Annotated in this window: 14 protein-coding genes; 5 read left to right on the top strand and 9 right to left on the bottom strand. The window is 69.9% G+C overall.

Annotation, left to right across the window (positions count from 1 at the left end):
* Positions 1–55: 55 nt before the first annotated feature.
* Both ACZ66S_RS35540 and ACZ66S_RS35535 read right to left on the bottom strand, forming a co-directional pair.
* On the bottom strand, positions 56–1,123 hold the full coding sequence (locus tag ACZ66S_RS35540) for a hypothetical protein (protein WP_469905686.1): 1,068 nt from the start codon (positions 1,121–1,123) through the stop codon (positions 56–58).
* A 137-nt stretch (positions 1,124–1,260) separates the two neighbouring features.
* On the bottom strand, positions 1,261–1,590 hold the full coding sequence (locus ACZ66S_RS35535; RefSeq protein WP_469905685.1) for a hypothetical protein: 330 nt from the start codon (positions 1,588–1,590) through the stop codon (positions 1,261–1,263).
* A gap of 83 nt (positions 1,591–1,673) precedes the next feature.
* On the opposite strand from ACZ66S_RS35535, the gene ACZ66S_RS35530 reads away from it, so the two are divergent.
* A complete protein-coding gene (locus ACZ66S_RS35530) occupies positions 1,674–2,210 on the top strand; it encodes a GNAT family N-acetyltransferase (protein ID WP_469905684.1) in 537 nt (178 codons plus the stop codon).
* A gap of 272 nt (positions 2,211–2,482) precedes the next feature.
* On the opposite strand, the gene ACZ66S_RS35525 is transcribed toward ACZ66S_RS35530, so the two are convergent.
* Positions 2,483–3,040 carry a DUF3291 domain-containing protein gene (locus ACZ66S_RS35525; protein WP_469905683.1) on the bottom strand — a complete coding sequence of 186 codons (558 nt, stop codon included), beginning with the start codon at positions 3,038–3,040 and terminating at the stop codon, positions 2,483–2,485.
* Positions 3,041–3,495: 455 nt separating this feature from the next.
* Here ACZ66S_RS35525 and ACZ66S_RS35520 point away from each other — a divergent pair, with 455 nt between their 5' ends.
* The 4 genes from ACZ66S_RS35520 to ACZ66S_RS35505 all read left to right on the top strand — a co-directional run bounded on the left by ACZ66S_RS35520 (position 3,496) and on the right by ACZ66S_RS35505 (position 6,572).
* Complete coding sequence (locus tag ACZ66S_RS35520) at positions 3,496–3,930, top strand: effector-associated constant component EACC1 (RefSeq protein WP_469905799.1); 435 nt, start codon at positions 3,496–3,498, stop codon at positions 3,928–3,930.
* Positions 3,927–5,429 (top strand): caspase family protein, encoded by a 1,503-nt coding sequence (locus ACZ66S_RS35515; RefSeq protein ID WP_469905682.1) that lies wholly within the window; start codon positions 3,927–3,929, stop codon positions 5,427–5,429. The genes ACZ66S_RS35520 and ACZ66S_RS35515 overlap by 4 nt, the downstream gene beginning before the upstream one ends.
* Before the next feature lie 391 nt (positions 5,430–5,820).
* Positions 5,821–6,222, top strand: coding sequence for a peptidase inhibitor family I36 protein (locus ACZ66S_RS35510; protein ID WP_469905681.1), 402 nt, complete (start codon positions 5,821–5,823; stop codon positions 6,220–6,222).
* Between the two features lie 2 nt (positions 6,223–6,224).
* Positions 6,225–6,572, top strand: coding sequence for a hypothetical protein (locus tag ACZ66S_RS35505; RefSeq protein ID WP_469905680.1), 348 nt, complete (start codon positions 6,225–6,227; stop codon positions 6,570–6,572).
* Between the two features lie 51 nt (positions 6,573–6,623).
* On the opposite strand, the gene ACZ66S_RS35500 is transcribed toward ACZ66S_RS35505, so the two are convergent.
* The 6 genes from ACZ66S_RS35500 to ACZ66S_RS35475 all read right to left on the bottom strand — a co-directional run.
* On the bottom strand, positions 6,624–7,475 hold the full coding sequence (locus tag ACZ66S_RS35500; protein WP_469905679.1) for a maleylpyruvate isomerase family mycothiol-dependent enzyme: 852 nt from the start codon (positions 7,473–7,475) through the stop codon (positions 6,624–6,626).
* 88 nt (positions 7,476–7,563) lie between these two features.
* Entirely contained in the window at positions 7,564–11,457 is a 3,894-nt protein-coding gene (locus tag ACZ66S_RS35495) for an nSTAND1 domain-containing NTPase (RefSeq protein ID WP_469905678.1), read from the bottom strand.
* A gap of 146 nt (positions 11,458–11,603) precedes the next feature.
* Positions 11,604–12,716, bottom strand: coding sequence for a DNA alkylation repair protein (locus ACZ66S_RS35490; protein ID WP_469905677.1), 1,113 nt, complete (start codon positions 12,714–12,716; stop codon positions 11,604–11,606).
* A gap of 212 nt (positions 12,717–12,928) precedes the next feature.
* Positions 12,929–13,753, bottom strand: a complete 825-nt coding sequence (locus tag ACZ66S_RS35485) for a hypothetical protein (protein ID WP_469905676.1) — start codon at positions 13,751–13,753, stop codon at positions 12,929–12,931.
* A gap of 284 nt (positions 13,754–14,037) precedes the next feature.
* Positions 14,038–15,207 carry a S1 family peptidase gene (locus ACZ66S_RS35480; protein WP_469905675.1) on the bottom strand — a complete coding sequence of 390 codons (1,170 nt, stop codon included), beginning with the start codon at positions 15,205–15,207 and terminating at the stop codon, positions 14,038–14,040.
* Between the two features lie 499 nt (positions 15,208–15,706).
* Positions 15,707–16,150, bottom strand: a 444-nt coding sequence (locus ACZ66S_RS35475; protein WP_469905674.1) for an FG-GAP repeat domain-containing protein, incomplete at its 5' end; no start/stop codon positions are given.

Here is a 16,150-nt window from a genome sequence, read left to right as displayed (position 1 = left end):
GCTCTGTTTCTGTCCCTGCCAACGGCGAGGGCGGGGGTTACGAGCCGCAAGCTGGTCAGGCCCCGTTACCCGATGACGTGCGGGCGAACCAGGTCCGCGTTTCGTCGGCGGACAGTACGCGGGTCAGCTCGGCCTCACCCGGGAGATGGGGGAAGAACCGGTCGGCGGACCAACTGCGCCGGTAGGTCGGCTCGTCCAGCACGAGCAGGCGGTGTCCCTCGACCACGGGGATGTCGTCGGGCAGTCCTTCGTTCCAGATCCGTTCGCCGTCCGGGGCGAGGAGTTCGAAGGCGCCCGTCGCGACGGCCTCCGTACGTCCTCGGGCCGGCGCGGGGTCAGTGGCCAGGCGGACGCACTCCGCCGAGGGCGCGGTGCCGGGTACATGGCCGCCGCCGACGAGGACGTGAGCGAGCAGCGTGTGCAACTGGAAGTTGTCCCCGATGCCGCCGATGCGTACCTCGAACCCTTTCCCGGTGGGCCGGTGCAGCACGATGAGAGGCTCTTCGTCCAGGATGGCCAGCGCGTAGGTCAGGCATTTCAGGTCGTGCTGATGCAGTGCCTCCAGTTCACGGGCAGCGGGGAGGAGCGTCGACGCGTGCCGTCGGCGTACCTCTGCGCTGCGGCACAGTACGGCGAGCGCGGGCGGCTGCCATTCCTCTGCCGAACACCAGGCCAGCGCCAACTGCGTGGCCTCGTGCGCGTCCCCGCCCAGGCGGGCCAGCAGCGCATCGTCGATGATCTTCTCGTCGGGCTCCGGAAGTTCGTCCTCGGCTCCACCGGCGGCGGTCCAGCGGCGGGCGAACTCCAGAGCGTCGAGCAGGTCTCGGTGGACGGCCTCGAGGATGGGTTCGGCGCAGGCCACCGGATCTGCACCGCTCTCGACGCAGAAGCCGGCAGCCGAGGCCAGAAGCGGGCGCGGGCCGATGGGCGGGAACGCGGGCAGCAGCGCAGCCAGCCGGGGCCCGGCAAGAACGAGTTCGGCGTGGGGCGCCTTCTGCAGCCTCTTCAACGCGGCACCGAAGGCCCGCTCGGTACGTGCACCGTCACGAGCGCCGACGGCCTGCTCCAACTCGGACACGACGTCGCCGAGATCCGAGGCTTTCTGCTTCCTTTTGAAGATCACCGGCACACCTTAGGCCTAAGGATCGCCAAGCGTCACGGCTCAATCCACCCTGGGCCTCCCTGCGCTGCTGGCGCCGATGCCGATGCCGATGAACGGATGGACTCAGCTACCGACGTGTTCCTTGCCGGCCGCGCTGATCAAGATGCTCTGGCGCCGGAGGCCGGTGAGGCACGACGGAAGCCCTCTCCTTGGCAAGGGCTGAGGAGGAGCCGTCCGTCCTCTCCCACTGTGCCGACGTTGACGAGCAACGTGCTCTTCTCGTCGAGGTGCAGGGTGAAGAGCGGATCGAGTTCCATCAGGAAGTCGAAGCCCTCCCGGTCCTCCTCCGTCAGGGGAGGTTCCGGGACCGCGTCGCACGTCCAGTCCTCACCGGCGACACGGACTGCGACTCGCACATTGAGCCTGTACAAGCGCGTCGATCGGTTGGCCCACCACTCAAGCGTCGCGGGCCCCTCGTAGCTGTCCATGAATCCGAGCATCCCGGAAGACGAGCTGCCCAGCATCGGTTTCCGAGCGTCTGAGGCGAGCGCGCTGCGATAGCTTGCCCCGCATGACTGATCTTGGATCCGTTGCCTGGCCGCCTCCCCCGATCAGCACCGAGAGGCTCGTGCTGCGGGAACCCGAGGCCCGGGACCGCGCGGTGTTCATCGAGCTGTTGGCATCGCCGGAGGTGCACACGTACCTCGGGGGTCCCCGCCCGCTTGACGAACTTGAGCGGGAGATACCCGAGGTGCCGGAGCAATGGCCCGGGAGTTTTGTCGTTGACCTCGACGGGTCCATGATCGGCCACATCCTTCTCAGGAGGGCAACAGGGCACCGTCGTCCCGCTGCCGCCGGCAAGGCCGATCTCGGCTACCTGTTCCTGCCGCGGGCCTGGGGACACGGCTATGCCGCCGAGGCGTGCGCGGCAGCACTCGACTGGCTCGCCAGCGCACTTCCCGGCGAGCCAGTCGTACTCACCACTCAGTCCGCCAACGTCAGCTCGATGCGCCTCGCGGCGAAGCTCGGGTTCACCGAGATCGAGCGGTTCGAGGCCTGGGGCGCTGAGCAGTGGCTCGGCATGTGGTCCCCGGTCGCGTCACGTTGATACATCCGGAGGGGTGGTTTCAGGTGTGAACCTGTCGACCTACCTCAGCTACTGCGGGCCCACGCCGTGAAGGCGTCGGCGAGTCCTGGCGGGTTGGCGGTCTCGGTTCGGCGGGCGATCTCCTCGTAGTACTCGAGCTCGTGAAGGACCACGGGCACTGGTTTTTCGCTGAGCCATTGGTCGCGCGCTGCGGCTGTCACCGATGACAGTGAGCTCGTTCTGGAGCCAGAAGGCGTAGTTCCAACGCGAAGCAAGTCGTCCAGGCTTCCTGGTCAGCGAACCTGATCCCTCTCCGACCCCACGCCCTTGATCCCGGTCCGTGTTCCCTCCGGGGCGAACGCGTGCTGGAAGGTGAACGCCTGCGGCGCGGAGCCGTGTTCGTGGAGGTGCTCCATCCTGGCCACCCCGTCCCGCCAGGTGGGGATGACGCCCTCGGAGACCCACCAGCACACATGACTCGGGTGTCCAGTCCTCTCGAACCAGTCGTAACGCCGGTTCAGCGCCTCACGGTGGAGAGCGGTGTAGATGGCGTCGAAGGCGGGGCGCAGCTCGGTCCAGAGTGAGAGGGTCGCGGCCAAGGCGATGGTTTCCACCGTACGGCCCTTGCCGTACCACCCCGGTACGGCGAACTCGCCCCACGCACCCCAGTCCACGTCGAAGTGCGTGCCCTGATCGCCCTCCGCCGCCTCGGCATGAGCGAGGTAACCGGGGTGTTGGCTGATCTCACGGTAGATGTCCTCAGCGCTGTCGTGGAACTCGCGCGTCAGCGGCGCGGGATCAGCCAGCGGCGCCTTCAGGACGCCGAATGTGTACAGGGCGAGGTGAGGCATGCGTCTCCCTAGTCTTTGTGTCATTGGGGTGCCTGGTGTGGCCCCGAAGGACGGAGTCCTCCCGTGGCGGCGGCTCGGCTCGAACAAACCAACGGTCGTGGGCAGTCGCCGATGACCAGGTGAAGGTAACCACCTCCGCGCTCCCTGTCGAAGTTGCGTTTTCCCCGCCCACGTGGCCTCCTCGACCTGTCATTCCGCGGGCTGGAGAGTCACCCAATCGGCAGGCGAGGTACACGAGTTACGCGCTTCGCGCCGATCGATTCGCCGACGTGCGTACGCACCCCACTCAGAGACCAACCCCGCTCCCTCGACACCGACGTCGGGAGGCTGGTCCGCCCCGGCCGACACCCGCCCACCAGTTCCCCCAAGACGTCAAGCAGAGTTCACAGGTGAGGCAAAGGGCTGCCGCGGCACCTGCCTGGGCGCCACACTGTGAAGAGGCAACGGGGGTGCTCATGAACGCGTCTGGCCCGATGGACAGAGCAAGCGAACGCAGTCAGCAGAAACCCGAGTTGGCTGTCGGACTGCGCATCGTCCCGGATGGTGGTGACCCGGAGACGGCGGATCGCCTGACCCGCGCTCTGCGCCGGGAGCTGGGAGAACTCCACGACGTCCGGCTGGACGCCACGCCCTCGCCCCCTCCGCCCCCCGGTGCGATGGGTGATGCTGTGACCATCGGGGCGATCGTGGTGGCCCTCAGCGCCTCGGGCGGGGTCCTCACGGCGCTGGTCGACACCCTGCGCGACTGGCTGCGGCGGCGCGCCGCACGTGATCGCGTCGTGGTCAGCATCGGTGAGGACAGCCTGGAACTGGAACATGCCGACGACTCCGAACGCGCCGCCCTGGTACAGGCGTTCATCCGACGGCACAGCGGACCCGATCCGTCATGAGCCGCCGTCTCGCCCTGTTGGTCGCCACGTACGAGCACGACGATCCAGGGCTCGGCCGCCTGAACTCCCCCGCCCACGACGCCGAGGCGCTCGCCGACGTCCTGCGTGACCCCGCGGTCGCCGGCTTCGACGTCACCCTCCTCGTCAACGAACCGCACTACCGCGTCGGCGAAGCGGTAGGTGACCTGTTCGACGGCCGTCGCAGCGACGATCTCGTGCTGCTGTACTTCACGGGCCACGGTCTCAAGGACGAGGACGGTCGGCTGTACCTGGCCATGCGCAACACCCGCCGCGGCAGCCTCCTGTTCACCTCGCGGCCCGCCGAGCAGGTCGACCAGGCCATGAGCGGCAGCGAATCGCGGCGCAAGATCCTGATTCTCGACTGCTGCTACAGCGGCGCGTTCCCGGCGGCCCGCCTCACCAAGTCGGACCCGCAGATGCACACGCTCGAACGCTTCCAGGGCCGGGGACGTACGGTCCTGACCGCGTCCGACGCCATGCAGTACTCCTACGAGGGCGACCGGCTCAGCGGTACTGCCGTCCAGTCGGTCTTCACTCGTCACCTGATCAACGGCCTGCGCGAGGGTACCGCCGACCTGGACGGCGACGGTGACATCACGCTCGACGAGCTCTACCGGTACGTCCACGACCGCGTGGTCGACGAGATGCCGCAGCAGCGGCCCAAGCGGCTCGACGACGTCGAGGGACGTATCGTCATCGCCCGCAACGTCCACTGGTCCCTCCCCACCTACCTCGGCAACGCCCTGAGCAGTCACGTCCCCGACGACCGGTTGTCGGCCCTGGACGGCCTCGCCCATCTGCGTCGGGTCGGCAACGAGATGGTGCGGGCCAAGGTGGGAGACCAGCTCGAACGGCTGGCCGGGGACGACAGCCGTAAGGTGTCCGCCGCGGCGAGGACCCTGCTGGGCAGGGAGCCTTCGGAGCAAGACGTGACCGCCGACACCGCGGCACCCGGTGAGCAGGTCGTGGAGGCACCCGCCCCGAGCCCACCCGCGGCGCCGGAGAAGGACCTCCCAGAACCTCGAAGCGGCACCCCCGAACAGCCAACTGTCGCCGCCTTGTTGCAGGAGAGCCTCCAACTGGGCTTCCAACTCGGTACGGCGTGCTTCCTGTCCGTCGCCCACATCCTCGTCCAGCGGACCAGGACAGGCTTGTACGCCTTCGGCCTGCGGGGCCTGGCGGGAGTGCTGGCCCTCCTCGCGTCCGCGCTGATGGTCCAAGGGCTGCTGCGGCTCAGGGAACCGTCTTCACTGTTCGGCGCAGAGGCGCGGGGCGGGGTCGGCTGGTACGTCGTGGGGACGTCCGCGGTGACCCTGGTCGCGGCAGTGCTCCTCATGGTGCCGAAGTGTCGGAGGCCGACCGGGACAGGCCTGATCCTGGGAGCGGCGGCCGCGTCCGTATGGGGCATCGTCTACTTCGCCGGGAACGCAACCGACGACTTCCACCTCCTCCGAGACACCGCCCGGTTCGAACTGTGAAGGTCCCCTGAGACCCACCCACACACAGCCGTTTTCCGCGCGTTGTTTGTTCGGGTTCGGCTTCCCGAAGCCGAACAACCCCGAGCTGCTACCTCTTGAGCCCAGCAGCTCACGAGCAACTCGGTGGGAGGACGGCAACTACGAGGGAGCCGGTACGTGGACGTCGTCGCGTACGGCCCCTACGACATCGACGGCTGGAACGGCGACAACGAGGTCAGCAGCGTCGACAACGCCTCCGGCAAGTACATCGTGATGTTCGACAACGACAACCTGACCGGATTCCTGGGTTGCGTCCAGCCGCATCAGCGGATTCCCGAACTGTGGCGCAACGACGAGATGGAAAGTTTCATCGCCCGCGACTCTGCTGAATTCTCCCGGAAAGAGGAACGACATGGCTTTACCCGCGGTCTCCACGTACCTCGCCAAGGCATTCGCCGCCGGCTCCGCGGCCGCCCTGCTGATGCTGGGCGCGTCCCCGTCGACGGCGGCGTCGGCCGCACCGGTTCCGGCGCCCTGCAACCAGGGTACGTACTGCTGGTGGTCCGGTGCCAACTTCAGCGGCAGCGGCATCTCGTACTCCGGTGATCTCGCCTCCGGAGGGTGTTACCTGACCTCGCACGTCGGCTCCGTGCGGTCGTACGCCCACTACCACCGCCAGGAGGGGTACTTCTACGCGAACAGCAACTGCACCGGACGGTCCCACGCGGTACTGGCGCACTCCGAGAGTCCCGACATCGGGTTCAACGCGTACAGCTTCAAAGCCGCCTGTGTCTCCTGCCTGGCGAAGGACTGAGCATGTCCCTACGCCACTTCGCCGCGACCGCACTCGGCTGCGCGCTGATCCTGAGCGCCACGGCGACCTCCGCCGAGGCGGCCGCGCCGACGCCGACTCGGGCCGCATCCGCCCAGGCCTGCACTCCGGGCGGTCCGATCAGCGTCATCAAGGGCACCAACGTCAACGTGCGTGAGACACCTGGCGGGCGGTGGGTCGGTACGGCCCAGAACGGGGACTGCGTCTACTGGTACGCGGCCACCTCGGGCCCCTCGGTGGCCTGTTCGGACGGCCGGGTCAGCCATGTCTGGCACGACGTGTTCAACTACCGGATTCTCGTGCGGGGATGGGTCTCGGCCTGCTTCCGCTGACTCGGACACGCGACAGGCCGTTCACCGCCTGATGAGTGAACGGCCTTCCCGTCAGTGGACGATGGACACGATCTGGCAGGCCGCTTCGGCGAGCCGGCGCTCTCCGCTGATGCGGGCCCGGGCGAGTGCGGTGCCGGGGGTGATGCCGCGCGTGCAGAGTCGCCACGTGGTCTCCGAGTCCAGTCGTACGGATGCGGCGGGCCGGCCGTCGGGCGCCTCGGCCAGCGACCAGCGGTCCGGGGTGGCGGTCACGGTCCAGGTGGCGTCAGAAGGCTCATCGACGATCACCTGGACCTGTGTCCCGACCGGTGCGGGTGTGTGGCACAAGGTGTGAGGCAGCGCCCGCATGAAGGTGTCCAGGACCACGGACAGAGCGACCGGTTCCGGGTCCGTGTCCTGACCGGTGGCGTGCCGGATCTGCTGGCGGTGGGTCCAGTACTCGGTGAACTCGCGTGCTGTGTTGAGCCAGTTGGGCGCCGGGTCGGCCCCTGCCCAGGGCACCCCGAGGCCCGTCCCATCGAGGTCCGTGCTCTCGAATCGCCGGGTGACCTGGGTTCCGGCCGCTTCCAGGGCCTCGATGAGCTCTGCGGGGCTGTGGGCCGCGTGGAGCTCCACCCACTCCTGGTTGATCCGGTGGATGAACACTTCCAGCGTCTCTCCGGCCGCCCTGGTGCGCTGACGGCCCTTAGTGCTCCAGCCGAGTCGCCCGTGGCAGTCGCCGAGGATGTGCGCGGCCAGGTCGTGGACGGTCCAGCCCGGGACCGCGGCCCTGCTCCACTCCTCGCGCCGCAGACCGCGCAGCAGAGCGAGGAGTGACGCCAACTCCGGCCCGAACAGCGGCCGGGCGTCGCTCGGCGCGCCCAGCCAGGCGAAGTGGGGTCCGTCCTTCGGCTGGAGGCTCATGGACCGAGCCTGCCAGTCGTCGGGCTCGGTCTTCCAGCGAATACTTGCTCACCCGGCGGCGGCTTGCGAGTGGGCTCGTGCACGAATCTCAGCACGGTGGGCGGTATCTCTGCTGTGTGAAGTACTGGTGCCATTCGGCGTGCGTGATCTTCGGAGTGACGGTGTGGCAGATCCGGGAGGCCACGCGGCCGACGGCCGGGTCCCACAGCAACGCGGTCCAGTCCTCGCTGCCGGTGGCCAGGGTCCGGCCGTCCGGGCTGAAGGCGACGGCGTCCACGGGCTTGGTGTGCCCCGCCAGCACGGCCAGCTCCCTGGCCCGCCCGCGTTCGGTCAGGCCGTACAGCCGTACGGTGTTGTCGGAGCTCGTGGCTGCCAGCGTCCGCCGGTCCGAGGCGAAGGCGACGGACATGACGCCGTCGGTGTAGCCGGTCAACCGGTCGCGTGCGACGGGACGTTGTGGATCGGTGAGGTCCCACAGCCGTACGGTGCGGTCCTCGCCGGCACTGGCCAGGGTACGGCCGTCCGGGCTGAACGCGACCGACTTCACCGCGCCGGTGTGACCGGCGAGCACGGCCGCGCGGGCGGGATGCAGGGGTTCGGCCACGTCCCACAGGGTGATCCTGCGGTTCCTGTCCGCCACGGCCAGCGTGCGGCCGTCCGGGGCGAACGCCACGGAGTCCACGGGGTGGTTTCCCGGCATCGTGGACAGGGGGCGGGGCGGCCGTCGTGGATCGGTCGTGTCCCACAGCCGTACGCTGCCCTGCTCGCCACCGGTGGCCAGGGTGCGCCCGTCGGGGCTGAACGCCACCGAGTTGATGTGGCCGACGCGACCGGCCACGACACGCGGTTGGCGAGTGGGGTGTGCGGACTCGACGTCCCACAGTCGCAGGGTCCCGTCGGCACTGCCACTGGCCAGCACGTGTCCGTCCGGCCGGAAGACCACGGAGTTGACGGGGGCCGAGTGCCCGGTGAGTTCGGCCAGTTGACGAGGGCGCCGCGCGTCCGTGATGTTCCACAGGCGCACGCTGCGGTCGTAGCTGCCGGTGGCCAGGGTGCGGCCGTCGGGGCTGAAGGCGACGGAGTAGACCGAGCTGGTGTGGCCCGTCATCGCCGGTCCGGGCAGGTCCCACAGGCGTACGGTCTGGTCCTCGCTGCCGGTGGCCAGGGTGCGGCCGTCCGGGCTGAAGACCAGCGACGCGACCCGTCCGGTGTGGCCCGTGAGGACGGCCGGCGCCCGGACGGGGCCGTGCCCGGTCAACTCCCAGCGGCGTACCGTGCCGTCGACGCCCGCGGAGGCGAGGGTGCGGCCGTCGGGGCTGAAGCCCACCGTGTCGACCAAGTCGGTGTGACCGGACAACACCCCCGTCGCGCGCGGTCGGTGTGCTCCGGCCACGTCCCACAACCGCACCGTGAAGTCGGTGCCGCCGGTGGCCAGGGTGCGGCCGTCCGGGGCGAACGCGAGGGCGTCGACCGCGCCGCCGTGGCCGGTCGCGGGCGGCAACTGCCGTAGCCGTCGGCCCGACTCGGTCACCTGCCACAGGCGCAGCGTACGGTCGGAGTGGCTCGTGGCCAGCGCGCGCCCGTCCCCTCGGAACGCCACCGCGGTCACGGCGGCGGGTACGTCGGCCGTGGCCAGGAGACGTGGCCGGCGCGGATTCGACAGCCGCCACAGCCGGATCTTGTCGCGGGAGACCGCTGTCAGGGTTCGGCCGTCGGGAGCGAAGCCCAGGCCTGTGACCGGGCCCGCGGCGACGGGGAGGCGGGCGGCGAGTCTCGGGTGCCGTGTCTCGCCGATGTCCCACACCTGGGTCGCTCCGAGCTCGTCGCCCGCGGCCAGGAGACCGGCGTCCGGGCTGACGGCGACCGTGCGGACAGGGCCGCGCAGACGCGGCAACCTCCCTGACTCGTACGGCCGGTGGGCGTCCGAGACGCGCCACAGACGCACGGTCCGGTCGCTGTCTCCGGTGGCCAGTACGCGGCTGTCGGCGCTGAACGCCATCGTCGTAGCGGTGCTCGCCCAGTGGGGAAGCTGAGTGGCGTACGCGGTGGCGAAGGTGCTGAGCAGGGTGCCCCGGGCCTCGGGGGTGGGCGACAGCCGGTAGGCGGCCAGACCCACCTGCGCGGACAGCGCGGGGTTGGACGCCCGCAGCGCCGTGGCCTTCTCCGCGGCTCTCTGCGAACTGGCCGCGTCCCGCTGCCGGTCCGCCGCCCGCTGTGCCCGCACGGCGAACACCGCGGTCGTGCTCGCCACGACGACCAGGGCGGTCAGCAGCGCCACCGCTCCACGCCGGAACCGCACCCGCCGCCGTACCGCCGCCTGTTCGGCCGTCCGGGCGGCGAGGCTCGAGTCCAGGAACTCCCGCTCCAGCACGGACAGGGACGCGCGGTCGAGCCCGGCGGCCAGTTCGAGGCCGGTGCCCCGGTACAGCGCACCGGGGTCCCGGCGCAGCCCCTCCCAGGCCTGCGCCGCACCCGTGAGCTGACGCAGGGTCCGCAGGGCCTCCCGGTCCTCGGACAGCCATCCGTGCAGCCTCGGCCAGCACCGGATCAGCGCCTCGTGGGCGAGCTCCACCCGCTCGTGGTCCAGCGTCAACAACCGCGCCCGGGCCGCACGATCCAGTACGACGTCGAGGCTGCCGTCACCGGCCCCGGCAAGCCCTGCCAACTCCGCCAGGCGCGCCGGACGCCGAGTGTCCTCCGTCCCCTCCCCCAGCGCGGTCAGCCGTACGAACACACGCCGGGTCAACTCGCGCTGTCCCGGGTCCAGTTGCCGGTAGAACTCCTCGGCGGTCCGCGCGAGCCCGCCCTCCAGGCCGCCCACCGCCTCGAACGCGGCCAGCGTCAGCGCGTTGCCCCGCCGTCGCCGCCAGGTCTGCAACAGCGCGTGCGACAGCAGCGGCAGCACTCCGGCCTGGCCGTGCGCCTGCGCCGTGAGCGACGCCAACAGCGCGCTCTCGACGGTCAATCCGGCCTGCTGGGCGGGCCTGACCACGGCCCGGCGCAGTTCGTCCAGGCTCATGGGTCCGACCGGCACTTGCGCGTCACGCATCGCCTCCACCAGCAGGGGGTGGTGCGTGCAGTGCGCGTAGAAGTCGGCGCGCACCCCCAGGGCGACGCGGCACCGGCCGGCCTTGTCCAGGGCGGCGGTGACCAGGGCCTCGATGAAGCGGTCCCGCTCGGCGTCGTCCGGGCACAGGGTGAAGGTCTCCTCGAACTGGTCGACGACCAGCACCACGTCACGCTCGCGGCTTCTGCCACTGCCTCCGTCGCCGGCTCTGTCATCGGCTCTGTCGTCGGCCCTGTCTTCGGCTCCTTCGTCGGCTCCGGAGCGGGCGGCGACCTGACGCACCACCCGCCCCAGGTTCGCCGGGTCCTTGCGCAACTCCTCGTACACCCCGCCCGGCGTGAGGCCTGCCAACGCGCCCAGCCGTACGGCGCATTCCTCCAGGGGACGCGGCCCCGGCGTCACGACCACCGTCGTCGTCGCGGTCCGCAGACGCGGGACCAGTCCCGCCCGCAACAGCGAGGACTTGCCCGATCCGGAAGCCCCGATCACCACCACGAACCGCTGCCGCCGCAGCCGCTCGGCCAGGTCCTCCACGAGCCGCTCCCGGCCGAAGAACCACTCCGCGTCCTGCTCCCGGAACGACCGCAGCCCCGCATACGGCGAGGTCCGGCCGGACTCCTCCACCGGCCCGGGATCGGTGTCCGCCTCTCCCAGTCGCTCCGCGGCCTCCTGCCAGCGGCGCTCCCATTCCTCCAGGTCCCCGTCGCAGGCGCGCACGTACGCCAACGTCACCGCCAGCGTGGGCAGTCGCTGCCCGGACGCCGCCGAGGACAGGGTCGAGATCGAGTAGTGCGCCTGCTCCGCCAACTCCCGGTAGGGCGGATTGCCCGCCTTCCGCCGCAGTTGCCTCAGCCCCGCGGCCAGCTCCAGTAACGGACCTTCCCCCGCGTCCAACGGACGCTCTCTGCGCGGCATCGCCGCACCTCCCCGTTGTGCTCTTCCCGCATGTCGCAGTGGTCGGCTGCGTCGCCACATTTTTCAGGACTTGTCTCTTCGACACCAGTCACCGAACGCGAACAACACGCGGCTCGCCGGACCGCGGGGCCTGCCGGGCCACGGCGTCAGACCGTGTCCGTGCCGCTCAGTTCGAAGTCGGCGCGGGCTGATTCGACTCCGTTGATCTGCAGGGAGATCGCGTGCGGTCCGGGGTGGTAGCGGCGGGTGGTGATCGGCCGGAACGAGTGTTCACGCGCCACCTGCATCTGTTCGCCTGGTGCGAGGGCGCGGGTGGTGAGTTTGAAGGTCTTGCCGCTCTGGCTGCCGTTGGCCTTGCGGTGGTGCACGATGTAGTCGATCGCCAGCCGCGCCTGGGCGTCACCGGTGTTGCGGATCACGGCGGTGAAACGGACGCTGCCGCCGAACGGGACGGTGAGCCGGTCCAGATGAGGCCCGTCGACCTCGACTGCCGCCGGGGCGAAGCCGAGCAGGTCCAGCGCTCCGGGGTGTCCGCGCTTGACGAGGGTGCGCAGCCCGTGGCGCACGAGCTGTTCCGTGGAGGGGGCGGGAGTGTCCAGCCAGCGGCGGGCCGTGTCGACGACGAGATCGGCGTGATCGCGGCTGAGGTCGTTGAGATGGTTGGCTACCGAGCGGCGTACGTATTCGCTCTCGTCTCCGTGGAGGGCGTCCAGGACGGACACGGTTGCTCCGGGGCGAGCCAGGATCTCCGGCACCCGTACCGCCCAGGGAAGGTAGGGACGGGTGCCTTCGGAGGCGAGCCTGCGTACGTGGGGGTCGGCCGAGCCGGTCCAGTCGCCGATGATGCCGAGGGCCCGGTCGAGGTCGTGCCGCAGCAGTGTCCGAATGGCGAACTCCGAGGTGAGACGCCCGGTGAGGTCGGCGAGCAGCGCCATCGCGTCGTCGAAGGCGGCGGTGCTGTCTTCCTGGACGGCTCGGGCGGCCAGCGCGCTGGTGACGGGCCAGACGAGCCATCCGGTGAAGTCGGGGGCGTTGTCGCGGGCGGCGCGTACCGTCCGGGCCAGTGCGGTGTAGTCGCCGGGTACGTCCGTGAGCAGGGCGTCCCGCAGCAGGTCGGCGCGTTCCCTCAGGGACATGGGGGCGAGCTGCTGTGGTGCCGTCCGCAGTGCGGTGAGGGCGGCGTCGGGAGCGGCGGTCCGGATGGCGCGCAGGAGTCTGTCAGCGGTGTCGCGGCCGATGAGTTCGTCGGCGGATGGCATGCGGTCTCTTTCGTCAGATGGGGCGGTGCAGCCCGGTGGTCCCGGTCGGCGAGGCGAGGCAGGGGTTCGCCATGGCTGCCTCGGCTCGGGCCCAGAGCCGGTTCGGGCAGCGCCCGGGGTCGGTGCCGGTCCTGCCGACTCACCGTACGAGCCGACTAGGTCAGTGCCTGTCCTAGTCGGTGGTCGTGATGATCGCCGGGTCGTCCTGACTGTCAGGGGCGAGTCGGTTGCAGGCGCTCGATCCGGTCGAGGTCACCGGCGAGGAGGTTCCGGTGGCTGATGGCGAAGTCTCCGTTGCGCAGGGCCTGCCCTTCGCCGTAGTACCGGCCCACAACGGTGGTCGGAAGGAAGGCGCGCAGGCTGTGGCGCATGTTCCCGGGGTAGTGGACGGGTTCGCCCCAGCCGGCAGGGGCCTGGTCGGTGGAGAGCAGGACCCAGTGGTCCACGGTCACGGCGGCGTCGAGGTCCGGTGCCGCTCCGGTGTGGCTGTCCAGGGCCGGCAGGGTCAACCGGTCGGGGTCGAGCGGCGGGTACCACAGCAGCAGGGGCTTGGCGCGTTGCGCGTCCGCGTTGTCGAAGCAGCACACGGCGATGGTGTGGTCGGGAAAGTGGTCGGCGTAGAAGCGCAGGAGGTCCGGGTCGAGGTCCGGGCGGCGGTGCGGCGGCACCTGTCGCAGCGCGGTGGGGACCGCGGTGGGGTCGGTGGCCAGGAGCACGGTGTAGACGTCATGTTCGAAGACCTGGACGGGCTGGGGCTCCGCGCTCATCCACGCGATGTCGTGGGCTCCGGCGGCGACGGGTTCGACGGCGTCGACCATGCGGCGCAACACGTCACCGGTGCGCCCGGCGGAGAGGAACTGCCTCGGGGTGAGCTGCGTGGTGGGCACGTGCAGCAGCATGGCGTTCGGGCCGTCCGCCAGATTGACGGCGGTGTTCTGGTAGCCCAGGACATGGATCAGGCCGTGCACCGGATGGTGCTGCCTCCCGCAGTACACGATCGTGCCGGAGAACGCGGCCTCACCTGTCGAGATGCACATGGGGGCAAGGTACCGGTCGACTGTTCGTAGTGAGTTCGGCGGTGGCGAGATCAGTGGCGATGCGAGGAACACCGCCTGGGACGCGATACGTCTCGTACAGCTATGCCTCTTCGCGTCCGGGCGTGGCGAGGGGTTCCGCCACCCCAGGCGAGAAGTGGCCCGACAGCGTGGAAGGAAGCGGAACCGGCAGAGCCCCCGGCGTGTCGACGGTGTCGCGCGGAGGCCGACACCGCCGACAACCGGGGGCTCTGCCACATCACCGTCCCCTGGCCTTCGGCCTCGGTTCAGGCATTCGACGACAGGCCGAGATACGTCCCGTTGAGCGCTCCGAACGAGTTCACCGGGCTGCTCTCCGCGAGGGTTGTTCCGAAGCAGACCGACCAGGAGTTCGCTCCGACCCCCGAGGACGGGCACTTCCAGTCGCCCAGGTGCGTGCCGGATGCGGTGTACAGATCCATACGCGCTTCCGCGCCGTAGAGGGCGGCTTGGTTGTTGCGCACGATCACCGCTGCCTGGACGCCGCTTCCGTTGGACGACCTGATCGCACAGACCTGCGCGAGCACGCCGGTGGCGATCGTCTTGCTGGCGGCGCAGCGCCACGTGCTGGAGCTGGAGGTGATCGGATTCGTGTTGCCGTAAGCACGCCAGACACCGGCCGCGGCCGCAGGGGGAACGGCGACCGTGGAGCTGACCCAGGAGCGCAGGTCGTCCACCCGGGTGCTGACCGCGCCGGTCCGGGTCACGGAGGGATCGATGCCGAAGCAGCCTCCCTGCCAGGACCTGCTGCTGACGGCGACCAGCTCGGCCTTGCCGCCGGCCAGGCGCACGGCAGGGCCGCCGGTGTCGCCCATGCAGACGCTCGCGCCGTTCTCGCCGGTGGTGGCGACCGTCTCCGCGGCGACCGAGTCGACGGCGAAGGTGCCGCTGTGCAGACGCAGCGGGGCCCATTCGGTGGCGGTGCGGCCATAACCGGCCACCGTCAGCTTCTCGCCGGGCGTGGCCGCGGTGGCGGCCAGACTCACGGGCGTGACGGTGGTGACGGGGCGACTGAGCCGCGCCAGGACGGCGTCCCGTGACGGGTGTGCGACGAGTTCCACGACGGTGCGGGTCTCCCCGCCGGAGGTCGTGAGGTCGGTGCGGCCGATGGTCGCGGTGGTTTTGAGCTTGGGCGCGCCGCTGGGTAGGGCGAGGCTCGCCTCCGGGTCGTCGGCGAAGCAGCTCGTGGCGGTGAGCAGCCAGTACGGGTCCACCAGGGCGGCGGAGCAGCCCTTCTGGCCGTCGCCGATGTCAAGGCGGGCGCTGAACGCGAGCGTGCCGTCGACCGCGGCGGTGCCGGAGACGGCGTTCGCGGGGGTGACGCTCAGCGCCAGCAGCCCGGCGACGAGTGGTGCGGCGACGCGTGTGGTGAACGCTCTGGTGAAGGAGGTGCGGCGATGGTCTCTGAAGTGTCGCATGACCTTGGTTTCCTTGGTGGGAGACGTGTGGCTCACGCGCTCGACGGGCCCCGCTGAGACGGAGCCGAGGCGCCGGTGAGGGTGCTGCTCGGCGGATCCGAGCTCGGCGAGCCTGTGCTCGCGTCGCTCCGGGTCCGCGCTCGCGCCCACCGCCTTCACTCCGACATGTGGTGGCCGCGAGAGGCCGTCGGTGTGTCCGGCGGGTGGGCGGGGGTGCGGTGTCGTGGTGCCGGGCCTGGCAGCCCGGCGTACGGTGTGCGGTCGCGAGGGAGCGTTCGCACACCCCCGGCGGCGTGCTCCCAGGTTTTCGGTGTCGTCGGGGGTGATGAGCTCCGTGGAGACGTGGTCCCGGGCACCCGGTGTGGCATGCCGTAGGAACGCGCAGTCCGCGCGGGACCACGTCTTCACGATGCCGGTGCTGGTTGGGAGTTGGGCCGGAGCAGTGTCGGCAGCGGCCGGGACCGGTTTGTCCAGCGCGGCGCCGACGGGATCGCTCTCGTCAGAGAGTGATCATCACGGTGCCGCCGTCGAAGTAGGTGCCCATGTTCTTGCGAACGGCGACTTTGCCGTCCGCGATCGTGTGGACGAACATGTCGGCCTTGCCGTCACCGGTGGAATCGCCGAAGCGGAGGCGCCCCATGTCGGAACCGGTGACGAACCGGCCCCAACCCGCACTCCAGTGAGTACCACCGTCGAAGTACGTGCCCATGTTCTTACGAACAGAGACATTGCCATCCGTACCGTGAACGATCAGATCAGCCTTCCCATCACCCGTGATGTCGGCGAAGTACAGACGACCCATATCGGTACCAGTGACGAACCGGCCCCAACCCGCACTCCAATGCGTACCACCGTCGAAGTACGTGCCCATGTTCTTACGAACAGAGACATTGCCATCCGTACCGTGAACGATCAGATCAGCCTTCCCATCACCCGTGATGTC

This window comes from Streptomyces sp. NPDC107471 (assembly GCF_055582845.1).
Note: the sequence above shows the minus strand (reverse complement) of the source record. Positions and strands in the feature narration are given on the sequence as shown.

What these genes read in the sequence shown, in the direction of transcription:
- ACZ66S_RS35505 (WP_469905680.1), top strand. Translation starts at nt 6,225, where the DNA reads ATGTCCCTACGCCACTTCGCCGCGACCGCACTCGGCTGCGCGCTGATC.
- ACZ66S_RS35510 (WP_469905681.1), top strand. Translation starts at nt 5,821, where the DNA reads ATGGCTTTACCCGCGGTCTCCACGTACCTCGCCAAGGCATTCGCCGCC.
- ACZ66S_RS35515 (WP_469905682.1), top strand. Translation starts at nt 3,927, where the DNA reads ATGAGCCGCCGTCTCGCCCTGTTGGTCGCCACGTACGAGCACGACGAT.
- ACZ66S_RS35490 (WP_469905677.1), bottom strand. Translation starts at nt 12,716, where the DNA reads ATGCCATCCGCCGACGAACTCATCGGCCGCGACACCGCTGACAGACTC.
- ACZ66S_RS35480 (WP_469905675.1), bottom strand. Translation starts at nt 15,207, where the DNA reads ATGCGACACTTCAGAGACCATCGCCGCACCTCCTTCACCAGAGCGTTC.
- ACZ66S_RS35535 (WP_469905685.1), bottom strand. Translation starts at nt 1,590, where the DNA reads ATGGACAGCTACGAGGGGCCCGCGACGCTTGAGTGGTGGGCCAACCGA.
- ACZ66S_RS35495 (WP_469905678.1), bottom strand. Translation starts at nt 11,457, where the DNA reads ATGCCGCGCAGAGAGCGTCCGTTGGACGCGGGGGAAGGTCCGTTACTG.
- ACZ66S_RS35530 (WP_469905684.1), top strand. Translation starts at nt 1,674, where the DNA reads ATGACTGATCTTGGATCCGTTGCCTGGCCGCCTCCCCCGATCAGCACC.
- ACZ66S_RS35500 (WP_469905679.1), bottom strand. Translation starts at nt 7,475, where the DNA reads ATGAGCCTCCAGCCGAAGGACGGACCCCACTTCGCCTGGCTGGGCGCG.
- ACZ66S_RS35485 (WP_469905676.1), bottom strand. Translation starts at nt 13,753, where the DNA reads ATGTGCATCTCGACAGGTGAGGCCGCGTTCTCCGGCACGATCGTGTAC.
- ACZ66S_RS35520 (WP_469905799.1), top strand. Translation starts at nt 3,496, where the DNA reads ATGAACGCGTCTGGCCCGATGGACAGAGCAAGCGAACGCAGTCAGCAG.
- ACZ66S_RS35525 (WP_469905683.1), bottom strand. Translation starts at nt 3,040, where the DNA reads ATGCCTCACCTCGCCCTGTACACATTCGGCGTCCTGAAGGCGCCGCTG.